The organism is Bradyrhizobium yuanmingense (assembly GCF_029167105.1).
Taxonomy (GTDB): domain Bacteria; phylum Pseudomonadota; class Alphaproteobacteria; order Rhizobiales; family Xanthobacteraceae; genus Bradyrhizobium; species Bradyrhizobium yuanmingense_A.
In genome coordinates this window covers 49,613-71,367 of sequence record NZ_JARFML010000037.1, presented here as the reverse complement: position 1 = coordinate 71,367, position 21,755 = coordinate 49,613, and the positions used below count along the sequence as shown (strand labels likewise).

Below are 21,755 nucleotides of genomic sequence, written 5' to 3'. Positions count from 1 at the left end.
TCAGTTCACGGCCGAGGACGTGATGTTCAACGCCTGCCTGCCTGAGGGCAGCGTCGTCACGGCCGGCCGCCTGCGTACGGGCTCGCCTGCCTTGTCGCCTCCTCTGGCCATCAAGGGCGCGTTCTTCGGCAGCACCACGACCTTGGCGCCGACATTGACGCGGCTATACAGGTCGATGACGTCCTCGTTGGTCATGCGGATGCAGCCGGACGACACGAACTTGCCGATGGTGGAGGGATCGTTGGTGCCGTGGATGCGGTATTGGCTCGCGCCGAGATACATCGCGCGCGCACCGAGCGGGTTGCCGGGGCCGCCGGCGACGAAGCGCGGCAGATAGGGCTGGCGCGCGATCATCTCGGCCGGCGGATGCCAGTCCGGCCACTCGGCCTTGCGGCTGACGCTCTGCACGCCCGACCAGGTAAAGCCCTCGCGGCCGACGCCGACGCCGTAGCGGATCGCGCGGCCGCCTCCGAGCACGTAATAGAGATAGGTGCTGTTGGTATCGATGACGATGGTACCGGCCGGCTCGCTCCGGTCGAAGCCGACGATTTGCCGGCGCAGCCGATCGGGCAATTGGGCATCCTCATCGGCGACCTGCGGCGCCTCGTTGATGTCATCCTGCGAATAGCCTTGGTCCTGCAAGTATTGGCCCTGCGAGTATTGGCCCTGCGAGTACAGGTCCTGCGGGTACACCCGCTGCATCGGCCCATAGCCGAAGGTTTGCGCGCTCGCGGTGCCCACCGGCACTGCGAGAACAGCGGCGGCGAAGGCGAACGCGCCGACGGCGCGCGGCGAGAAGCTGCGACGGACTGCAAACAACTTTGTCATGAGCTGCCCCGTTGGATGTGCATCCGGTGATGCGCTGTTCAACAAACTCCGCCGGCTCGATCGAAGTTCCGTCGCAGCGTGCGGCAGCGACGTCACAGTCAAGCGAGCATCTGTTCACGAAGCCGCGATGGAACCAGCCCGCCGCCCAAGCATTAGTCAGGTCATCAATGGGCGCGCGGATCACGGATTCCGTGCGGGAGAGATATTGTGCGCGTCCTACCCAGTGAACGTTTGATTTCCGGCAACAGCGAAGGCGATCCGCTTCCCGAGAGCCGCGTCGAGCTGCCGCCGGTGATCCGCCGCACTGAATTCGTCGCGTTCGCGCTGGCCGGCCTGCTGCTGATCGCCATCGTCGCCGTGCTCTATGTCGGCCGGGCCTTCTTCCTGCCCGTGGTGATGGCCTTCGTTACAGGCACGATGCTATCGCCGGCGGCGGGCTTTCTCGAGCGGTACAAGGTCCCCCGCAGTATCGGCGCCGTCCTGATCGTGATCGCCGTAACCGCGGTGGTCGCGTTCATGGTGGCGCTGATCGCCTCGCCCGTCATGGAGTGGAGCACGCGCCTGCCGGAGCTCGGTGCCCAGCTGAAGGACAAGTTGCACGTGTTCGACCGGCCGCTCGCGCTGTGGCGGGAGATGCAGGCCATGCTCGGCGGCTCGGAAGGATTGCCGAGCTTCCACATGCCCAAGATCGACTGGGTACAGCCCACGATCGAATTTCTGTCACCGACCTTTACAGAATTCCTGCTATTCTTCGTCACCCTGATCCTGTTCATCGCAAGCTGGCGCGATCTGCGGCGGGCCATGATCATGACCTTCAGCGATCATGACGCCCGCCTGCGCACGCTTCGAATTATCAACGAGATCGAGATCCATCTCGGCAATTATCTGCTGACCGTCACCCTCATCAATGTCGGCGTCGGCGTGGGCACCGGCATCATCTGTGCGCTTACCGGAATGCCCAATCCGGCGGGGCTCGGCGCGCTGGCCGCCACGCTCAACTTCATTCCGATCATCGGCCCGGTAGCGATGTTCGCGGTGCTGGTGGTGGTCGGACTTGTCGCCTTCCCGACCGTCGGCGGCGGCCTGATGGCTGCCCTCGCCTTCGGCGGCCTCACTTTTCTGGAAGGGCACTTCCTCACGCCTATGATCATTGGGCGCCGGCTGGCGCTGAATGCGCTCGCAGTGCTGCTCGCACTGGCGTTCTGGACCTGGTTGTGGGGTCCGATGGGCGCATTCCTCTCGTCGCCGCTCCTGATCGTTGCCCTCATCCTGAAGGAGCATCTGATGCCGACGGATGCGCCCCACCTGCCGCAGGGCTAACCGGTTTCCGCAAACGGAACTTAGCGGGCAACGAAACGTTCTCAGCCCAAGTCAGCCGTCAACAGTTCGGAGCTCCCGATGTCCACGCCCAATGCCGAAGCCGGGATGAGAGACTGGACCGACAAAGCCACCCGAGACCGCCTCGAAAAGGATGTAGCAGCCGTGAAAAGCGATATCGCCGCCCTCACCGACCAGATCACCGACGCGCTCAATACTTTCGCGAACTCCACCAGCAAGCAGGCTCGCCGCGGCTATCGCCAGGCGCGTGAGAACATGGACTCCGCCATGGACGACATGTCCGAGCGCGGCAGCGCGATGATGGAAGCTGCACATGACGCCTACGGCTCGATCGAGGAGACGCTGGAAGAGGCGATCACGCAGCGGCCGCTCGCAACCGTCGGGCTGGCGCTCGGCATCGGCTTCCTGATCGGCGTCGCCTGGCGTCGCTAAGGATGCCGACGCCCGTTTGATACCGCGGCGGCACGCCGCCGCTGTCGGCTCGTGGCGATTCGGCTGGCGGGGATTGAGGAGCAAGGCCATGTTTCAGCGCATCATCGACGGCATCAGCGCATCAACCGGCACGACGGTTCGGCTGACCTCGCTCGCCGCGGGCGCTGCCTTCGCGCTGCTCGTGACCACAGGCTTCCTCTGTGCCGCCGTGTTCATTTGGGTCCTGCAGAAATATGGCCCGGTGCAGGCGTGTCTTGCCGGCGCCGGCATCTTCTTCCTGCTGACCCTGGCCGCGGCAGGCTCCTATTGGAGCTACAAGCGAGAGGTGCAGAAGCGCGCCCAGATCGCGGCCGAGCGCGCCGCCAAATCGGCCGCGCAGAGCATGCTTGCAGATCCGATGCTGCTTGCCACCGGGCTTCAGATCGTTCGCGCCATCGGCGTCAAGCGGCTGCTGCCGATCCTGGCCATCGGGGGCGTCGCCCTCGGCATCCTGGCGAGCCGCGCCGGCGTGTCCGACGAGGTGTCGGCCGAACCTGCCGAGTAATGGTACGACCGTAGGCAATATTGCTGCGCGCCCATCCTATATCTGCATAGAGCAAGCGGCGCATTTGACGCCTTTGGCGCGGTTCTTCCCTGCTCACGCAAACGCTACTCGGACGAGCAGGCGGTTGCCGTTAAAAGCATCATCCTGATTCCCAAAGCTATTTTCCTCAATGAAACCGTCCGTCAAGGCGAACCTCGCCGCATTCCAGTATGATGCCAGGCTCTATCTGACGCTCGGCATCGCCAATTGGTCCATATTCGTCGACCATATTCCCAACAACGTCGTCAACCTGCTGACGCTGCGCAATTTCGGCTTCAGCGGCGCGGCGGACCTGTTCGTGTTCGTGGTGGGGTATGGGGTTGCCATCATCCATGGCAGGATGGCGCTGGAACGCGGCTATGTGGTCGCGGCGACGCGCATCTTTCGCCGGGTCTGGCGGCTCTATGCCGCCTATGTCGTGCTGTTCGTGATCTATATCGACGCCATCGCCTATGTCGCCTCGCAATCGATGGCGCCGGAGATCATCCACCAATACAACATCTCCGGAATTCTCGAGCACCCGCTGCGCATCCTTGTCCGCGGTCTCGTGCTCCAGGAAGAGCCGCTGAACCTCGATCTACTGCAGCTGATGGTCCCGCTGATGGCGTTCTTTCCGTTCGCGCTGTGGGGCCTGCTGCGGGGGCCGAACCTGACGCTGGCGGCATCGGTCGCGCTGTATCTCGCCGCACGCTGGTTCGACTGGAATTTTCGGATCTATCCGGACGGGGAATGGACCTTCAATCCGCTGTGCTGGCAGATGTTGATGGTGCTGGGCGGCTGGTTCGCCGTGACGGGCGCGCCGGGACGTGCGCTGCACGGCATGTCCTGGCTGCGGATCCTCGCCGGCGCCTACCTGGTCTTCGCGATGGCCGTCACCTTGATGCGCCATTCGCCGGCGCTGTCCGCTTACCTGCCCGATCTGCTCCTCAACAGCATCGCGCCGACCGACAAGGAAAACCTCGCTCCGTATCGGGTGGTCCACTTCCTCGCCCTCGCATTCATTGCCACCCATCTCATTCCGGCGGATCACCCCGGCCTGAGATGGAAACCGCTGCAAGCGGTGATCGCATGTGGTGAGGAATGGCTCGCGGTATTCTGCGTCGCTGTGTTCCTGTCCTTCGCTGGCCACCTCATCCTGATCACCGGGCCGAACCTGGCGATGATGCAGGTGGCGGTGAGCATCACCGGCTTCGCGGCGATGACCGGGCTCGCCTACTACATCGCCTGGTCGAAACGGCAGGATCTGCCGGCAGCCCTGCGGCAGCAGGCCCAGAGCTGATCGCTTCGACGACGAGATCGTGCGATTCTGCTAGGCCGAATGCCGCCCCTGCGCTATGCCGGGACCCTGCGTGAGGAGACCGGGCGTGGCGATGGCGAAAGACGGGCGTCAAGAGGCGGAGCGCGCGCCCCGGCGCGGCCGGCCAAGGTCGATCGAGACCACCAACGCCATCCTCGAAAGCGCCTATGCACTGATGGCGGCCACCGGCCTTGCCGCCACCACCATCGATGCGATCGCACGGCACTCCAGCGTGTCCAAGATGACGATCTACAAATGGTGGCCGTCGCGGGAAGCGCTGCTGATCGACGCCTTCCTCCACCATGCCGCGCAAATGCTGCCGCTGCCGCCCGCGAGCGCGGGCACGCCCGCGGCGCGCGCGCGGCGCCACGCCGCCGCCTATGCCGAGGCGCTGCAGGGCGAGTTCGGCAAGGTGCAGCTCGCCGTCGTCTCCGAATGCATTTCCAAGACCGGGTCGGCCGAGCTGTTCTACGCCCGGTACTTGCAATTCCGCCGCGACGCGCTGGTGGACATGATCGCCGCCGGCCAGAAGGACGGCAGCATTCAGGCCGAGGGTCCCCCCGAAAATCTATACGACGCGATCTATGGCAGCCTGTTCTACCGCTATATCTTCGGCATCGCGCCGATCACACCCGGCTACGCGCGCAGCCTCGTCGATCTGGTGTTGCGGCCGAAAGGCTAGCTTCGCACCGGCCTGACCGGCGCCGAGATTTTATCCGTGCGGTCGCGCTCGGTCATGTCGACCACCGTCTCCATCGGCGCAGTCAACTCATAGACGTAGGAGACGTCGGTGAAGAAGCGCTTTGCGGTCCCGCCCAGCGCCTCGGGCGCGACGCGGTCGAGCAGGATCAGGCCGAAATCGGAATCGGGCCGGCGCGTCGCCTCGCTGGTGTTGAACTCCTCCCAGCGGAAATGGAAGACCTCGTCGCCCTCCTCGCCGGTCACCGTCCAGTTGGCGGTGATGTGCGGGTGCTTGCCGACCAGCGACAGGCCCTCGTCGGAATGCGAGGCGAGCTCGAAGAACAGCAGCGACAGGCTCTGTGCGGCACGCGCGCTGACCGCGATGTCGGGGCCGGTGACGGCGATTCGATCGGCATGCGGAATCGCGCGCGCCTCGAACAGGCCCTTCAACTTGACGCCCTGCCACTGGCTCTCGCTGAGCAGCGAGACCACGTTGGACATGGCGTGGATGCGCCCGATCAGGAGCTCGCGCGCGATGTCGATGTCCGAGCCGTGGCGCAAGGTACGCGTCACGATCGACTGGATCACCGCCAGGATGTTCTTGACGCGGTGGTTGAGCTCGTCGATCACCGCGGTCAACCGCCGCTCGAATCCGATCCTGACCTGAATCTCCCGGCTGAGCCGCAGATTGTTGTAGGCGACGTAACCGAACAGGCCGCACACCATTGCGGTGATGGCAAAGCCGATCGCCGCCACGATGATGGCGGTCTGCTCGGCACGGCGCACCGAATTGGTCTTCGCGTAATAGCCGAGCTGCCAATCGCGGCCACCGAAGCTCACCGTGCGCGTCGCCGACGGCGCCGGCCCGTCCGCCGCCACCATCCGCGTCGAGACCACGCCCTGATCGTTGGCGATCAGCTCGCCGCCGTCCTTGCGCGGATCCCTGAGTGCCACCGCGAACAGCGACATGTCGTCATTGGCCAGCATCAGCGAGGCGAGCTCGTAGGAAAATGTGACGAACCCGGCCGGATCCGTCGCGCCCTCGGGAACGACGGGCGCGGCCACGATGATTCCGATCGGACCGTTTCCGCGGATCAACGGCACCGGGTCCGAGGCAACCGACCTCTTTTCGGCGCGCGCCCGCGTCAGCATCGCGCTGCGAACCGGATCCTGATCGTAGCTGCGGCCGGGCAACGTCTTGGTCTCGTTGCTGCGCGGCTCGAGATCCAACAGCACGTCGATCGGCTGGGTGACATCGGCAAGATTGATCGGCTTGTCGTCAAACGAGCGGATCTGCGGATTCGGGAAGCCGGCGCTGGCGATGGCGGCCTGCGCCGCCGCAAGCTCGTTCGGCTTCAGCCGGGCGATCCAGCCGGCCACCACAAAGTCGGTCTTGAAGGCGTAGATCGCCGAGCGCAGCGGCTCCAGCATGTTCGGCTTGATCACCGACGGCGTGCGGAACAGGCCCGAGGCGACACGCGCGAGCAGCTCCCGCTCGGTCAGGCGGTCCTGAACCAGGCTCGCATGCACGTCGATCGCACGCGCCAGCGCGATCCGGTCCAGCGCCAGCTCCTGGTCGTGGACGCGATAAGCCGCAAGCCCGGAGAGCAAGGCCCCGAGCAGAGCGATGAAGCCGATGATGAAACCCAGCCTGACCACGCGATTACTCAGGCGAAAGCAGGAGGTCGGCAATGAACACGGAGCACATGAACGCCGCTCGAACGGCCAGAGGCCGAAGCAGGGTAAACCCCAGTGGCGGAGATAATGAAGGAGGAGGCATCAGTACGCAACTTGGGTCGCCTGAAAAGCTTAATCCGCCCGGCCGATGGTCTGGTCGGGATGAATTTCGCCCCGGGCGCCGGAGGTAGTTAATCGCCGTGTCCGAAATTTGTTCCGCGGTTGCGGCATGGCCCAGGCGTTAACGGCGAAAAATGCCTGCGCCAACAGGTCGCGTCCGGTCAGCCCGCCCGTTTCAGGCCGCCTTTGGCCTCGATGAAACCGACGATTCGGTCGAGCCCCTCGCTCTTCTTGAGGTTGGTCATGACGAAGGGCCGCTCGCCGCGCATGCGCCTGGCATCCGTCTCCATCTTCTCCAGGGAGGCGCCGACATGCGGCGCAAGGTCGGTCTTGTTGATGACCAGGAGGTCGGACCGGGTGATGCCCGGGCCGCCCTTGGACGGGATCTTGTCGCCGGCGGCGACGTCGATGACATAGATGGTGAGGTCGGCCAGCTCCGGGGAAAAAGTGGCAGCGAGATTGTCGCCGCCGGATTCGATCAGCACGAGGTCAAGTCCGGGAAACTTCGCGTGCATGTCCGCGACCGCAGCGAGATTCATCGAGGCATCCTCGCGGATCGCCGTGTGCGGACAGCCGCCGGTCTCGACGCCGGCGATGCGATCCGGCGTCAGCGACCCCGAACGCACCAGGAACTCCGCATCCCATTTGGTGTAGATGTCGTTGGTGATTGCCGCAATGTCATAGCGCTCGCGCATGGTCTTGCAGAGCAGGTCCATCAGCGCGGTCTTGCCCGATCCGACCGGACCGCCGACGCCGACACGCAAGGGACCGTGAGATTTCGCCATGTGACTTGTTCTCTCCTGATGACTTGACGGCCGCGCCGCTCACGACCGAAACAAGCGGGTATATTGCGTCTCGTGCCGCAAGCTGGCGAGATCGGCCCGGAATGTCGCGCTGCCGAGATCGTCCAAGGTCGCATTCAGCGCGCGATTGGCGGTGGCGGCGACGGCGGCTTCCAGCTTCACCAGCACACGCTGGCTATCGGTCTGGCCGAGCGGAATGAGCCGGCTGGCGGCGGAGATCCAGTTCGAGACCAGCGCATGCAGGAAGGCGTGCAGCGCCGGCGCCAACGGCACGGCGTGCATCGCGGCAACTACACCGACCGCGACTGGATAGACCAATGGCGCGCTGCATGCCGCGACCGTGGCGTCCAGTCCGTCGGCATCCCACGCGGCGCGCGAGATGTCGATGAAGGCGCGGCCCTGTGAGGTTGTCTCCAGCTGCCGCTCGCGCGACGGCACGAAGGCGCTCGCGAGCTCGGCGATCTCGTTCAAAGCGGCCGTCTCGCCCGATTCCGTGGCGCGATAGGCGTGGACCAGAAACGTGGCGTCACAGAAGCCGGAGCCGTCGCCGAGCATCGCATCGAGCCAATCCGCCAGCGTCGTCGTGTCGGTGATGTCGCCCGCCTCGACCGCCCATTCGATGCCGCTGGAATAGGAGAAGCCGCCGACCGGGAACGCCGGCGACAGCCAGGTCATCAACCGGTACAGCGTCGCCGCCTCGCCCTTGGCAAGATCACCGGCGCCGACCGGCTCATTTGTGGTCATGAGCATGCTTGTGGCCGTGGTGATGATCGGGATGATCGCAATGCTCGTCGTGGTGATGGTGGTGCTCGTGGCTATGGTCGTGCGAGCCATGATCATGGTGGTGGCCATGGTCATGGTGATGATGGCCGTGATCGTGATGCGCATGGTCGTGTCCATGCGCGTGGCCGGCATCGGCGTAGGCGCCGCCTTCAGGATCGAACGGCGCCTCGATCTCGATCACACGCGCGCCAAGGCCCTTCACCATCGCCTCGATGACGTGATCGCGGCGGATGCGCAGGGCCTTGGCCATGATCTGGGTCGGCAGATGACGGTTGCCGAGATGCCAGCCGACGCGCACGAGGTGGTGCGGATCGCGGCCGCGGATTTCGAGCAGCGGCTCGGGCGCCGCGACCACCTCGATCAGCCTTCCGTCCTCCAGCACCAGCGCATCGCCGCCGCGCAGCGCGACGGCATGCTCCAGGTCGAGCAGGAATTCCAGGCCCCGGGTGCCGGTCATCGCCATGCGGCGGCGGTGTCGGTCGTCGAAATCGAGCACAACCGTGTCCGCCGGTGCTTCCGTGAAGCGGTGCTGTCCCCTGACCTGCGTCGCCCGGATCATGCGTCTTACCTCTTTACCGTGTCTCGACCTTCTCGGGCGTGATGTATTCGATCTTCGGTGGCGCCGTGAAGCATTTCACCGCAACGCGGCCGAACGTCTTCATGTGCTCGGCAGCGCGATGCGGCCCCAGCGCCTCCATATTCTCCCACTGCTCGACGAACACCATCTTGGCAGGGTCGGTGACGCTCTCATGCAGGTCATAGGCAATGTTGCCGGGCTCTTTCCGCGTCTCCTTGATGCAGGCGGTAGCGGCTGCAATGAATTCGGCGCGCGTCTCGGGCTTGATGGTCAGGGTGGCAACGACGTAGATCACGAGAAATCCTCCCGGCTTTTCTTCTGAGGGTTACGATACCGGGCGGGACATTAGACCAGGCGGGACCGAACGCAAAACCGCAAAAAGCCGTCCCCGGACACCGCCGGGGACATGCGTTGAGGCGCTATTTCAGTACATGAAATATCGCTGCGCCATCGGCAGCACCTCCGCCGGAGCGCAGGTCAGGAGCTCGCCATCGGCGCGCACTTCATAGGTCTCCGGATCGACTTCGATGTTGGGCGTCGCGTCGTTGTGGATCATGCTCTTCTTGGAGATCTTGCCGCGAGTGTTCTGGACCGCATAGAGCTTCTTCTCGATGCCGAGCTTTCGCGCGAGGCCACCTGTGACCGCGGCTTTCGAGGTGAACACCACCGAGGATGCCGTACGCGCCTTGCCGAACGCGCCGAACATCGGCTGGTAATGCACCGGCTGCGGCGTCGGGATCGAGGCGTTGGGATCACCCATGGGCGCCGCGACGATGGTGCCGCCCTTGACGATGCAGTCCGGCTTGACGCCGAAGAAGGCGGGCGACCACAGCACGAGATCGGCAAGCTTGCCCTTCTCGACCGAGCCGATCAGCTTCGACACGCCATGCGCGATCGCGGGGTTGATGGTGTATTTGGCGATGTAGCGCTTGACGCGGAAATTGTCGTTGTCCTTGCCCTTGTCCTGCGGCAGCGACCCGCGCTGCTTCTTCATCTTGTCGGCGGTCTGCCAGGTTCGGATGATGACCTCGCCGAGGCGGCCCATGGCCTGCGAGTCCGAGGACATCATCGAGAGCGCGCCGAGGTCGTGAAGGATGTCCTCGGCCGCGATCGTCTCCTTGCGGATGCGGCTTTCGGCGAACGCCAGATCTTCGGCGATCGAGGGATCGAGATGGTGGCACACCATCAGCATGTCCAGATGCTCGTCGATGGTGTTGCGGGTGAACGGCCGCGTCGGGTTGGTCGACGACGGCAGCACGTTCTTCAGGCCGGCGACCTTGATGATGTCAGGGGCATGGCCGCCGCCGGCGCCTTCGGTGTGGAAGGCATGGATGGTGCGGCCCTTGAAGGCCTTGATCGTGTCCTCGACGAATCCGGATTCGTTGAGCGTGTCGGTGTGGATCATCACCTGGATGTCGTGATCGTCGGCGACCGAGAGGCAATTGTCGATCGCGGCCGGGGTGGTGCCCCAGTCCTCGTGCAGCTTCAGCGCACAGGCGCCGGCCCTGATCATCTCGACCAGCGCGGCGGGCCGCGAGGCGTTGCCCTTGCCGGAAATGCCGAGATTGACCGGGAAGGCGTCGAACGACTGGATCATCCGCCCCATGTGCCAGGGCCCGGGCGTACAGGTTGTGGCAAAGGTACCATGCGACGGGCCGGTGCCGCCGCCCAGCATCGAGGTGACGCCACTCATCAGCGCGTGCTCGATCTGCTGCGGGCAGATGAAATGGATGTGGCTGTCGAAGCCGCCGGCGGTGAGGATCTTGCCTTCGCCCGCGATCACGTCGGTGCCGGGGCCGATAACGATGGTGACGCCCGGCTGGATGTCGGGATTCCCGGCCTTGCCGACGCCAGCGATCATGCCGTCCTTGATGGCGACGTCGGCCTTCACGATGCCCCAGTGATCGACGATCAGCGCATTGGTGATGACAGTGTCGGCCGCGCCCTGCTTGTTGGTGACCTGGGACTGCCCCATGCCGTCCCGGATCACCTTGCCGCCGCCGAACTTCACCTCCTCGCCATAGGTGGTGAAATCCTTCTCGACTTCGATGATGAGGTCGGTGTCGGCCAGCCGTACCTTGTCGCCGGTGGTCGGGCCGAACATGTCGGCATAGACGGAACGCTTCATCTTGACGGACATCACAAGCCCCGTTTGCGATTGAATGTCTGGTTGGTCACAGCACAGCCTTTGCTGCTTTCACGGCATCATCGAATTTTTCATCGAGCCACGCATTCCCGCCGCGGCACCCCGCCACGACCTGCGTGGCCCAGGCGATATAGTCGGCGAGATCCTCGCGCTCCCCAGCACTCGGATCGGTTTGAATGCGCGCGCCCGTATTGCTGATCTTGTCGGCGATCTTGATCAGCTTGGCGCCCGGCGACTTGTGGGGCGCGTCCTCGATCTGCTTCTGCCGCCGCTTCGCTTTCGGCAAGCTCATGTCGTCGGTGCACTCGGCGACGAGCGAGGCAATGCGCTCTGAAAATCTCTGCGCGAGCTCCTCGCGCGTGGTGTCGGTGTCCTCGATCGTGTCGTGCAGCCAGCCGGCCGCGACCAGTTCGGCATCCGCGCCGTCGGTCGCCGTCGCGAGCAGGTTAGCGACCTCGGCGAGATGATTGATGTAGGGCTCATTGCCGCGGCCCTTGCGCGCCATGCCGTTATGGCGCTGCGCGGCAAGCTCGGCAGCTTCCGAGACGAGGCGGATTGGTGAGAGCATGGAAAATACCTCCGTTTCCGCCTCAACCGTGCCGCGCCATGCTCGTTCCTGCGGAGGTCACAGCTTCCCCATCACATCGCCGCGGAAGCCGTAGATCGTCTTCTTGCCGGCCAGGGCGACGAGCTGGACGTCGCGGGTCTGGCCGGGCTCGAAGCGGACCGCGGTGCCGGCAGCGATATCGAGTCGCATGCCGCGCGCCTTCTTGCGGTCGAACTTCAGCGCCGGGTTGGTCTCGAAGAAGTGGTAGTGCGAGCCGACCTGGATCGGACGATCGCCGGTGTTGGCCACGGTCAACATCACGGTCTTGCGGCCGGCATTGAGCTCGATCTCGCCGTCCTGGATGAAGAGTTCGCCGGGGATCATTCTGTCCTCCTCGTCATTCCGGGGCTCGCGCAGCGAGAACCCGGAATCTCGAAACCAAAAACCTCTGGATTCCGGGCTCGCCCTGCGGGCCGCCCCGGAATGACGAATTCAATATTATCTGATCGGCTCGTGCACGGTGACGAGCTTGGTGCCGTCGGGAAAGGTCGCCTCGACCTGGATGTCGTGGATCATCTCGGGGATGCCCGGCATCACCTGGTCGCGGGTCAGCACCTGCGCGCCTGACTGCATCAGCTCGGCGACGGTGCGGCCGTCGCGCGCGCCTTCCAGAATGAAATCGGAGATGATCGCGATCGCCTCGGGATGGTTGAGCTTGACGCCGCGGTCCAGCCGGCGGCGCGCCACGATCGCCGCCATCGAGATCAAAAGCTTGTCCTTTTCGCGGGGAGACAGATTCATGCGACATCTCTTCCGTTCAACACGTCAATTCAACCAGTCTAGTTCAGCCAGAGCCGCGGCAGGGCCGCACCGGTGCGCGCCAGCACCGCCATCATGTCGTCGCGCAAGCGCGCCGCATCTTGGGCACAGAACCGCGCCATTGCAAAGCCATTCCAGGTCGAGATTCCGACCTCGCCGGAGAACGATTCCGACGCCTCGCGGATGCGCTCGACCAGAGCCTCGTCGCCGGGCACGATCAGGGCTGTGCCGATCGCCGCGCCACCTTTGCCGACCGCGGGCCGTGCAAGCTTGCCGCCGATATCGCCGTCGAGCCGGACGGTTTCTGCGAACACCAGCCGGCCGCCGCGGCGCAGCCGCCAGCGGTCGACGAACTCGCCCTGCTCCATCCGCTCACCCATGGCGGTGCGGCCGAACACCACGATCTCGCAGAGCAGGAGCGAAGCCGCCTCGTCGAGGTCGATGTCGAAGCGGCGCTGCACGCGGGCGCGGTCGAACAGAATCGTCTCCTGGGGCAGCCAGGCAAGATGTGCGCCCGCGCCGACCTTCAGGCCGATGTTGAGCTGCGCTGCCGCTCCGGGCGTGCGATAGACCTTTTCGGCGGCCGCCGTGGTCAGGGTCAGCCGCGCGCCATCCGCCGCCGATATCTCGATGTCGAAGCGATCGCCACCGGCAACTCCGCCGGCCGTGTTGACGAACACGCCGGACAAACCCTGATCTTCCGGCGAGGGAAAGCGGACGCGGAGCGAACCGGATTCATGCAAAACGCCGCGCCGCGTCACGCCGTCGCGCGCATGCACGTCGAAGCGCACCGCGCCACGAGCACGGTTGGCCTCGAACAGCGTGGACGTGGCCGACAATTCGCTGCGCATCCGTCTCCCCCAGCCGGTCGCGGCAGGTCTGTTCCGGCTTACAGCGCCATCTGGCGGCTGATCTCGCCCGGATCGAGATTGGAGCGGTCGCAGGTGAACTTCACCGCGCCGCGATCCATCACCGCGAAACTGTCGCCGAGTTCGCAGGCAAAGTCGAGATATTGTTCGACCAGCACGATGGCGATGTTGCCGAGGTTGCGCAGATACGAGATGGCGCGGCCGATGTCCTTGATGATCGAGGGCTGGATGCCTTCGGTCGGCTCGTCGAGCAAAAGCAGTTTTGGCCGCATCACCAGGGCGCGGCCGATCGCGAGCTGCTGCTGCTGGCCGCCGGAGAGATCGCCGCCGCGCCGGCCCAGCATGGATTGCAGCACCGGAAACAGCGAGAACACGTCGTCGGGGATGTGCTTGTCCTCGCGCTTGAGCGGACCGAAGCCGGTCTTGAGGTTCTCCTCGACCGTCAGCAGCGGGAAGATCTCGCGGCCCTGCGGCACGAAGCCGATGCCCTTGCGCGCCCGCTCGTACGGCCTGAGGCCGGTGATATCGCTGCCGTCGAACACGATTGCGCCCGACGAGATCGGATATTGCCCGACCATCGCGCGCAGGAGCGAGGTCTTGCCGACGCCGTTGCGCCCGAGCACGCAGGTCACCTTGCCGGGCTCGGCCGAGATCGAGACGCCGCGCAGCGCCTGGGCAGCACCGTAGAACAGATTGATGTCCTTGACCTCAAGCATCGTTCAGCGTCCCAGATACACTTCGATGACCCGCTCGTTGGACGAGACCTGGTCGATGGTCCCCTCCGCAAGCACCGTGCCTTCATGCAGGCAGGTGACCTTGACGCCGAGCTCGCGCACGAAGGTCATGTCGTGCTCGACCACCATGACGGTGTGGGTCTTGTTGATTTCCTTCAGCAGCTCGGCGGTGAGATGCGTCTCGACGTCGGTCATTCCCGCGACGGGCTCGTCGACCAGCAGCAGTTTCGGATCCTGCGCGAGCAGCATGCCGATCTCCAGCCATTGCTTCTGGCCATGGCTGAGGCTGCCGGCGAGGCGATTGCGGGCCTCGGTGAGGCGGATCGTCTCCAGCACCTTGTCGATACGCTCGGACTCCGCCTTGCTGCCGCGCCAGAACAGCGTGCCGCGGACCGAGTGGTCGACATTGAGCGCCAGCAGGAGATTGTCCTGCACGGTCTGGCTCTCGAACACCGTCGGCTTCTGGAATTTGCGGCCAATGCCGAGCTCGGCGATGCGGGTCTCGTCGAGCCGCGTCAGGTCGGTGACGCCGTCGAACAACACGGTGCCTTCATCCGGCTTGGTCTTGCCGGTGATGATGTCCATCATCGTGGTCTTGCCGGCGCCGTTCGGGCCGATGATGGCGCGCATCTCGCCGGGCTCGAGCGTCAGCGACAGATTGTTGATGGCGTGGAAGCCGTCGAAGGAGACGTGCACGCCGTCCAGATAGAGCATTGCGGAGGTTGCGCGGGTGTCCATGACGTTCATGACCGCTTACTCCGCCATCTTGGGTTCGGTGACGCCGTCTTCGGCCGCAGCGCTCACGGAGGTCGCGGAGGTGCGTTTTTCCTTCGACTGATCCCACCAGGCATTGAAGGTGCCGACGATGCCCTTGGGCAGCAGCAGCGTCACCAGGATGAACAATGCGCCCAGCATGAACAGCCAGTACGGCGCGAGCACGCCCGAGGTGAAGAACGTCTTGGCGTAGTTGACGACGACGGCGCCGAGCGCCGCGCCGACCAGGGTGCCGCGGCCGCCGACCGCGACCCAGATCACCGCCTCGATCGAATTGCCCGGCGCGAATTCGCTTGGGTTGATAATGCCGACCTGCGGCACGTAGAGCGCGCCGGCGACGCCCGCCATGCAGGCCGACACCGTGAACACGAACAGCTTGTAGGATTCGACGCGGTAGCCAAGGAAGCGCGTGCGCGATTCCGCATCGCGCACGGCAATCAAGACCTTGCCGAGCTTGGAGGAGACGATGGCGCGGCAGATCAGGAAGCCGATGATCAGCGCCAGGCAGCTCAGCGCGAACAGCGCGGCGCGGGTGCCTTCGGCCTGGACATTGAAACCGAGGATATCCTTGAAGTCGGTCAGGCCGTTATTACCGCCAAAACCAAAGTCGTTGCGGAAGAAGGCGAGCAGCAGCGCGTAGGTCATCGCCTGCGTGATGATCGACAGATAAACGCCGGTGACACGTGAGCGGAAGGCGAGCCAGCCGAAGCAGAAGGCGAGCAGGCCGGGCACGACCAGCACCATCAGCGCGGCGAACCAGAACATGTCGAAGCCGTACCAGTACCAGGGCAGCTTCTCCCAGTTCAGGAACACCATGAAGTCGGGCAGGATCGGATTGCCGTAGACGCCGCGGGTGCCGATCTGCCGCATCAGGTACATGCCCATGGCGTAGCCGCCGAGCGCGAAGAAGGCGCCGTGGCCGAGCGAGAGAATGCCGCAATAGCCCCAGATCAGGTCGATCGACAGCGCCAGGATGGCGTAGCAGACATACTTGCCCCAGAGCGCGACGAGATAGGTCGGCACCTGCAGGAACGAGCCCGCGGGCAGCAGCAGGTTGGAGAGCGGGATGAGGATGCCGCAGCCGGCGACGACGGCGAGAAAGATCGCCGCGCTGCGGTCCAGCGATCGCGTCAGCATGTGAGGGGTCATGCTTCCACCGCACGGCCCTTGAGCGCGAACAGGCCGCGCGGCCGCTTTTGAATGAACAGGATGATGAGAACCAGGATCGCGATCTTGCCGAGCACGGCGCCGGCGACCGGCTCCAGGAACTTGTTGGCGATGCCGAGCGTGAAGGCGCCGACGAGCGTGCCCCAGAGATTGCCGACCCCGCCGAACACCACGACCATGAAGCTGTCGATGATGTAGCTCTGGCCGAGATTGGGACTGACATTGTCGATCTGCGACAGCGCCACGCCGGCGATGCCGGCAATGCCCGAACCGAGGCCGAAGGTCAGCGCGTCGACGCGCGAGGTGGCGATGCCCATCGAGGCCGCCATGCGGCGGTTCTGCGTCACCGCGCGCATTTCGAGGCCCAGCGCGGTGTAGCGCAGCATCGCGAGCAGGATCGCGAACACGGCGAGCGTGAAGAGAAGGATCCAGAGCCGGTTATAGGTGATGGTGATCTGGCCGAGCTCGAACGCGCCGCTCATCCAGGAGGGGTTGCCGACCTCGCGGTTGGTCGGGCCGAACATGGTGCGCACCGCCTGCTGCAGCACCAGCGACAGGCCCCAGGTCGCGAGCAGCGTCTCGAGCGGGCGGCCGTAGAGGAAGCGGATGATGCTGCGCTCGATCAGCACGCCGATCGCGCCGGCGACGAGGAAGGCGAGCGGCACGGCGATCAAGAGCGAATAGTCGAACAGGCCGGGATAGCGGGTGCGGATCACCTCCTGCACCACGAAGGTGGTGTAGGCCCCGATCATCACCATCTCGCCATGCGCCATGTTGATGACGCCCATCACGCCGAAGGTGATGGCGAGCCCGATCGCGGCGAGCAGCAGCACCGAGCCGAGCGAGAGGCCGTACCAGGCATTCTGCACCATCGACCAGACCGCGAGCGAATTCTGGATCGAGCCGATCGCGCTCGCGGCGGCCTTGGTGACCGAGGCCGGCTGATCGCCCATGCCGGTGAGCAGCGCCAGCGCATCCTGGTCGCCCCGCGCCTTGAGGGTCGCGACCGCTTCGAGCTTCTCGACCTCGGTGGCGTCGGACTTGAACAGCAGGATCGCCGCGCGGGCCTCACCCAGCGCCGCCTTGACGGATTTGTTGGCTTCCTTGGCAAGCGCGGCATCGACCGCCTCGAGCGCGGTCTCCTCGTGCGACTTGAAGACGGACTGCGCGGCCTGCAGGCGCGTGCCGACGTCCGGAGACTGCAGCGTCAGGCTGCCCAGCGCGGCATCGACGCTGCGCCGCAGGCGGTTGTTGAGGCGAACTGCGGTCGCACTGTCGGGAACGCTGGCGACGGCCTCGCCGGTCGCAGCGTCGATCGACTTGCCGTCTGCATCGGTGACGTAGACCTTCTTGCTGTCGGGATCGGCCATGAGGCGGCCGTTCTGGAGCGCATTGATGATCGGAAAAGCCAGCTTGCTGCCGCTGCCCGCGATCACACCGATCGCCTCTTCCGTGTCGGAAAAATCATCATTGGCGAATTTGGCGACCGCATCCTCGAACGGACCGGCGAAGGCCGGCAGCGCAAACGCGATCAGGAACAACGAGAGTGCAAGCGAACAGAGACGGGCGGACAAATGGGCTGGCACTGTGAATGACCCCGGCAGAAATGAGTGGAGAAGGCGGCGGGATCGCCGCCTTCTCCGGTCTTGCAATGGAGCGTCAGATCGGGATCAGGAGCCCGAGCCGAGGCACTTGTTGGTCTTGGTGTTGAAGTTGCCGCACTTCTTGCCGACCCAGTCGCCGATCAGGTCCTTGGAGCCGTCGAGCTCCTTCGACCAGGCATCGCCGGGGACGAGGCTCGGGGTCTTCCAGACCACGTCGAACTGGCCGTTGCCCTTGATCTCGCCGATGAACACCGGCTTGGTGATATGGTGGTTCGGGAGCATCTTGGAGGTGCCGCCGGTCAGGTTCTTGGCTTCGATGCCCGGGAGAGCGTCGATGACCTTGTCGGGATCGGTCGACTTCACCTTCTCGACCGCCTTGACCCACATGTCGAAGCCGATCACGTGCGCTTCCATCGGATCGTTGGTCACGCGCTTCGGATTCTTGGTGTAGGCCTGCCACGCCTTGATGAACTTCTCGTTCTCCGGCGACTTGATCGACTGGAAGTAGTTCCAGGCGGCGAGGTGGCCGACCAGCGGCTTTGTGTCGATGCCGGCGAGCTCTTCCTCACCCACGGAGAACGCCACCACCGGGATGTCCTTGGCCTTGATGCCCTGGTTGCCGAGCTCCTTGTAGAAGGGAACGTTGGCGTCGCCGTTGATGGTCGAGACCACCGCGGTCTTCTTGCCGGCCGAGCCGAACTTCTTGATGTCGGCCACGATCGTCTGCCAGTCGGAATGACCGAACGGCGTGTAGTTGATCATGATGTCTTCCTGGGCGACGCCCTTGGACTTCAGATAGGCCTCCAGGATCTTGTTGGTGGTGCGCGGATAGACGTAGTCGGTGCCCGCGAGCACCCAGCGCTTCACCTTCTCGTCCTTCATGAGGTAGTCGACGGCGGGGATCGCCTGCTGGTTCGGCGCAGCCCCCGTGTAGAACACGTTACGCTCGCTCTCCTCGCCCTCGTATTGCACGGGGTAGAACAGGATGCTGTTGAGCTCCTTGAACACCGGGAGCACCGACTTACGCGACACCGAGGTCCAGCAGCCGAACACGACCGAGACCTTGTTCTTGGTGATCAGCTCGCGCGCCTTTTCGGCGAACAGCGGCCAGTTCGATGCGGGATCGACGACGACGGCTTCCAGCTTCTTGCCGAGCACGCCGCCCTTCTTGTTCTGCTCGTCGATCAGGAAGAGGATGGTGTCCTTCAGCGTGGTTTCGCTGATTGCCATGGTGCCGGACAGGGAGTGGAGTACACCCACCTTGATGGTGTCGTCGGCGGCCTTTGCGCCAGTCAATGAAGCCAGACCGAGCATCAGTCCGGCTGTCGCAGCGAGCACGCCGCGGCGGCTAAATGACGCCGCTATATCGTGAGTGGATTTGTTAAACATGAGTGCTTCATCTCCCTGACGCAGACGTGAAAAACGCTGCGAAACGGCCCCACGGCCGCCTGCGGTTAACGGAATCGCAAGAACCATGCCATGGGCTGGGCACCCATCAACTTATTGAATTTACAGGCTTAATTGGCAGAAATCAAAGTTTCGCCGCAGTCTTTCAGCCTAAATCATAGGCAATATAAATGTATGCGAAAGCGGCAGCCAGACTACTTTCTAAGCAAATCGCCAATTCTGGCTAAATTTCTGGCAGCAGTATTTTTGCACCGCACCCGCTGTTTCGGAGGCAACTGCCTTGAAAGCGCCCCCTCGATGTTCCATATGAGTGTCCGAGACCTCTTGCGAATCAAGGGGTCGTAGCGAGCCGCGTGTTCTTAAGCCCTCTACGGGCCTCTGGCTTGCCCCATCTCTCCCAAGCATCCGACACCCCAAACACGCAGGTGTCTTCTCGACACCCTTTTGCGCGCGCCGCGCTGATGCGCCGGGCGTTCGCTTTTGACATGGAAAGAACCCCCCTTTTGACTTCGTTTCAGGACTTCGGCCTCGCCGAACCCATCGCACGCGCTCTTCGTGAAGAGAATTACGTCACCCCCACTCCGATCCAGGCCCAGACCATCCCATTGGCACTGACCGGTCGCGACGTCGTCGGCATCGCCCAGACCGGGACCGGAAAGACCGCGTCCTTCGCGCTGCCGATCCTGCATCGTCTGCTCGAGAACCGCATCAAGCCGCAGCCCAAGACCGCCCGCGTGCTGGTGCTGTCGCCGACCCGCGAGCTGTCCGGGCAGATCCTCGACAGCTTCAACGCCTACGGCCGCCACATCCGCCTGTCCTCGACGCTCGCGATCGGCGGCGTGCCGATGGGCCGCCAGGTCCGCGCGCTGATGCAGGGCGTCGACGTGCTTGTCGCCACCCCCGGCCGCCTGCTCGACCTCGTCCAGAGCAACGGCTTGAAGCTTTCAAGCGTCGAGTTCCTCGTGCTCGACGAGGCCGACCGCATGCTCGACATGGGCTTCATCAACGACATCCGCAAAATCGTCGCCAAGCTGCCGATCAAGCGGCAGACGCTGTTCTTCTCGGCCACCATGCCGAAGGACATCGCCGAGCTCGCCGATTCCATGTTGCGCGACCCCGCCCGTGTCGCGGTGACCCCGGTGTCCTCGACCGCCGAGCGGATCAACCAGCGCATCCTGCAGGTCGACTTCGCGGCCAAGCCGGCCTTCCTGACCAAGCTGCTGCAGGACGATGCGATCAACCGCGCGCTGGTCTTCACCCGCACCAAGCACGGCGCCGACAAGGTGGTGAAGACGCTGGCCAAGGCCGGCATCGCCGCCAACGCCATCCACGGCAACAAGTCGCAGAACCATCGCGAGCGCACGCTCGCCCAGTTCCGCTCGGGCGAGATCCGCACCCTGGTCGCCACCGACATCGCCGCCCGCGGCATCGACGTCGACGGCATCAGCCACGTCATCAATTTCGACCTGCCGAACGTGCCGGAGACCTACGTCCACCGCATCGGTCGCACCGCGCGTGCCGGCGCCGACGGCACCGCGATCTCGCTGGTGGCGGGCGGCGAGGAGCTCGGCTATCTGCGCGACATCGAGCGGCTGATTCGCGTCGCCCTGCAGCGGGAGGACCACCGCACCGACGCCGGCCGCCGCGATCCCGGTCCCGCTCCGTCGCAGCAACGACAGGGCCGGCCGGGCGGCCGGCCGGGCCAGCGCCCGCAAGGCGCACGGCACGGTGACGGACGTCGCGCCGACGAACGGCATGCCGACGGGCGCCACCATGGTGCGGGCAAGCAAGGCGACGGCAGGCACGGTGAAGGCCGGCACGCCGAGGCGAGGCATGCCGACGGACGGCCCGGCAATGGCCCGAATGCCTCCAAGGGTTCTCGCCGCCGCCGCTCCGGTGGTAAGATGCATTCATCGCCTGTCGACCGTCCGGAACAGCGTTCCGCGCATAGCGCCGGGACCCCTGATGGGATACAAGGCGTTGCCTTTTTGCGCCGCCAGAGTCGGCCAAACAGCCAACCGAACCGCAAACCCTATTCGCACTAGCCGTCCACGACCTGGAGATATCAATGGCTAAGGAAGAGCTGATCCAGTTCGAAGGACTGGTCACCGAAATCCTCCCCGATGCCCGCTACCGCGTGCAGCTCGACGCCGGACACGAGATCGTTGCCTATACCGCCGGCAAGATGAAGAAGAACCGCATCAAGACGCTCGCGGGCGACCGCGTGACGGTGGAGATGTCGCCCTATGACCTCGAGAAGGGCCGGCTGATTTTCCGCCACAAGGACGAACGTCCCAGCACGTCGGGCGGACCGCCCCGTCCCGGACAGCGCGGCGGCCAATTCCGCCGCCGCTAGTCGGCGGCGCGGGTTCGAATTCCGATCTGTAGGTTGATCCGCCGTTGACAGCACGGCGGATCAAAAAATCGTGCGCGTCCGGATTGTTTCGAACCGTTGCTTCCGATAAAATGAATTAATCGATTTTCGGCCGGACGACATTGGCATCCACCGGTACAGCCGGTTCAGACACGCTGACGACCCTTCCAGAAATTCGATCTAACCCTGCCCGCG

Annotated in this window: 23 protein-coding genes; 7 read left to right on the top strand and 16 right to left on the bottom strand. The window is 64.5% G+C overall.

Annotation, left to right across the window (positions count from 1 at the left end; translation table 11 throughout):
* Entirely contained in the window at nucleotides 1-828 is an 828-nt protein-coding gene (locus P0R31_RS33555; RefSeq protein ID WP_275518940.1) for a L,D-transpeptidase, read from the bottom strand.
* Nucleotides 829-1,035: 207 nt separating this feature from the next.
* Here P0R31_RS33555 and P0R31_RS33550 point away from each other — a divergent pair, with 207 nt between their 5' ends.
* The 5 genes from P0R31_RS33550 to P0R31_RS33530 all read left to right on the top strand — a co-directional run bounded on the left by P0R31_RS33550 (nucleotide 1,036) and on the right by P0R31_RS33530 (nucleotide 5,160).
* Nucleotides 1,036-2,148: an AI-2E family transporter gene (locus P0R31_RS33550; protein ID WP_275518938.1), complete on the top strand. Its 1,113-nt coding sequence runs from the start codon at nucleotides 1,036-1,038 to the stop codon at nucleotides 2,146-2,148.
* 78 nt (nucleotides 2,149-2,226) lie between these two features.
* On the top strand, nucleotides 2,227-2,598 hold the full coding sequence (locus P0R31_RS33545) for a DUF883 family protein (protein WP_035998171.1): 372 nt from the start codon (nucleotides 2,227-2,229) through the stop codon (nucleotides 2,596-2,598).
* Between the two features lie 88 nt (nucleotides 2,599-2,686).
* The gene (locus P0R31_RS33540) at nucleotides 2,687-3,142 is read left to right on the top strand and encodes a hypothetical protein (RefSeq protein WP_057028148.1); all 456 of its coding nucleotides are present in this window, start codon (nucleotides 2,687-2,689) and stop codon (nucleotides 3,140-3,142) included.
* Between the two features lie 169 nt (nucleotides 3,143-3,311).
* On the top strand, nucleotides 3,312-4,460 hold the full coding sequence (locus P0R31_RS33535) for an OpgC domain-containing protein (protein WP_275518936.1): 1,149 nt from the start codon (nucleotides 3,312-3,314) through the stop codon (nucleotides 4,458-4,460).
* A gap of 91 nt (nucleotides 4,461-4,551) precedes the next feature.
* Entirely contained in the window at nucleotides 4,552-5,160 is a 609-nt protein-coding gene (locus tag P0R31_RS33530; protein WP_275518953.1) for a TetR/AcrR family transcriptional regulator, read from the top strand.
* Here P0R31_RS33530 and P0R31_RS33525 read toward each other — a convergent pair.
* From P0R31_RS33525 to urtA, 15 genes are all read right to left on the bottom strand, one after another.
* Entirely contained in the window at nucleotides 5,157-6,818 is a 1,662-nt protein-coding gene (locus P0R31_RS33525; protein ID WP_275518934.1) for a CHASE domain-containing protein, read from the bottom strand. The two genes, P0R31_RS33530 and P0R31_RS33525, sit on opposite strands and share 4 nt — an antisense overlap.
* A gap of 299 nt (nucleotides 6,819-7,117) precedes the next feature.
* Nucleotides 7,118-7,741, bottom strand: a complete 624-nt coding sequence (ureG, locus tag P0R31_RS33520) for an urease accessory protein UreG (RefSeq protein WP_275518932.1) — start codon at nucleotides 7,739-7,741, stop codon at nucleotides 7,118-7,120.
* Between the two features lie 39 nt (nucleotides 7,742-7,780).
* Nucleotides 7,781-8,509, bottom strand: coding sequence for an urease accessory protein UreF (locus P0R31_RS33515; RefSeq protein WP_275518951.1), 729 nt, complete (start codon nucleotides 8,507-8,509; stop codon nucleotides 7,781-7,783).
* On the bottom strand, nucleotides 8,490-9,101 hold the full coding sequence (locus tag P0R31_RS33510) for an urease accessory protein UreE (protein WP_275518930.1): 612 nt from the start codon (nucleotides 9,099-9,101) through the stop codon (nucleotides 8,490-8,492). Before P0R31_RS33510 ends, P0R31_RS33515 begins: the two co-directional genes overlap by 20 nt.
* A 13-nt stretch (nucleotides 9,102-9,114) precedes the next feature.
* Nucleotides 9,115-9,414, bottom strand: coding sequence for a putative quinol monooxygenase (locus P0R31_RS33505; RefSeq protein WP_035998129.1), 300 nt, complete (start codon nucleotides 9,412-9,414; stop codon nucleotides 9,115-9,117).
* A 129-nt stretch (nucleotides 9,415-9,543) separates the two neighbouring features.
* Nucleotides 9,544-11,259: an urease subunit alpha gene (gene ureC, locus P0R31_RS33500; RefSeq protein WP_275518928.1), complete on the bottom strand. Its 1,716-nt coding sequence runs from the start codon at nucleotides 11,257-11,259 to the stop codon at nucleotides 9,544-9,546.
* A 34-nt stretch (nucleotides 11,260-11,293) separates the two neighbouring features.
* Complete coding sequence (locus tag P0R31_RS33495; protein WP_275518926.1) at nucleotides 11,294-11,833, bottom strand: HD domain-containing protein; 540 nt, start codon at nucleotides 11,831-11,833, stop codon at nucleotides 11,294-11,296.
* Nucleotides 11,834-11,890: 57 nt separating this feature from the next.
* Nucleotides 11,891-12,196 (bottom strand): urease subunit beta, encoded by a 306-nt coding sequence (locus tag P0R31_RS33490; RefSeq protein WP_275518924.1) that lies wholly within the window; start codon nucleotides 12,194-12,196, stop codon nucleotides 11,891-11,893.
* Between the two features lie 114 nt (nucleotides 12,197-12,310).
* On the bottom strand, nucleotides 12,311-12,613 hold the full coding sequence (locus P0R31_RS33485; RefSeq protein ID WP_007605424.1) for an urease subunit gamma: 303 nt from the start codon (nucleotides 12,611-12,613) through the stop codon (nucleotides 12,311-12,313).
* A 38-nt stretch (nucleotides 12,614-12,651) separates the two neighbouring features.
* Entirely contained in the window at nucleotides 12,652-13,482 is an 831-nt protein-coding gene (locus P0R31_RS33480; RefSeq protein WP_275518922.1) for an urease accessory protein UreD, read from the bottom strand.
* A 38-nt stretch (nucleotides 13,483-13,520) separates the two neighbouring features.
* A complete protein-coding gene (gene urtE / locus P0R31_RS33475; protein WP_035998115.1) occupies nucleotides 13,521-14,216 on the bottom strand; it encodes an urea ABC transporter ATP-binding subunit UrtE in 696 nt (231 codons plus the stop codon).
* A 3-nt stretch (nucleotides 14,217-14,219) separates the two neighbouring features.
* Complete coding sequence (urtD, locus tag P0R31_RS33470; RefSeq protein ID WP_018646608.1) at nucleotides 14,220-14,981, bottom strand: urea ABC transporter ATP-binding protein UrtD; 762 nt, start codon at nucleotides 14,979-14,981, stop codon at nucleotides 14,220-14,222.
* A 6-nt stretch (nucleotides 14,982-14,987) separates the two neighbouring features.
* Complete coding sequence (gene urtC, locus P0R31_RS33465) at nucleotides 14,988-16,157, bottom strand: urea ABC transporter permease subunit UrtC (RefSeq protein ID WP_275518919.1); 1,170 nt, start codon at nucleotides 16,155-16,157, stop codon at nucleotides 14,988-14,990.
* A complete protein-coding gene (urtB, locus tag P0R31_RS33460) occupies nucleotides 16,154-17,761 on the bottom strand; it encodes an urea ABC transporter permease subunit UrtB (RefSeq protein ID WP_275518918.1) in 1,608 nt (535 codons plus the stop codon). The genes urtC and urtB overlap by 4 nt, the downstream gene beginning before the upstream one ends.
* A gap of 84 nt (nucleotides 17,762-17,845) precedes the next feature.
* Complete coding sequence (gene urtA / locus P0R31_RS33455) at nucleotides 17,846-19,168, bottom strand: urea ABC transporter substrate-binding protein (protein WP_193760479.1); 1,323 nt, start codon at nucleotides 19,166-19,168, stop codon at nucleotides 17,846-17,848.
* A gap of 479 nt (nucleotides 19,169-19,647) precedes the next feature.
* On the opposite strand from urtA, the gene P0R31_RS33450 reads away from it, so the two are divergent.
* Entirely contained in the window at nucleotides 19,648-21,231 is a 1,584-nt protein-coding gene (locus tag P0R31_RS33450) for a DEAD/DEAH box helicase (RefSeq protein WP_275518916.1), read from the top strand.
* A 23-nt stretch (nucleotides 21,232-21,254) separates the two neighbouring features.
* Nucleotides 21,255-21,542, top strand: a complete 288-nt coding sequence (gene infA / locus P0R31_RS33445) for a translation initiation factor IF-1 (protein ID WP_275518914.1) — start codon at nucleotides 21,255-21,257, stop codon at nucleotides 21,540-21,542.
* Nucleotides 21,543-21,755: the final 213 nt, after the last annotated feature.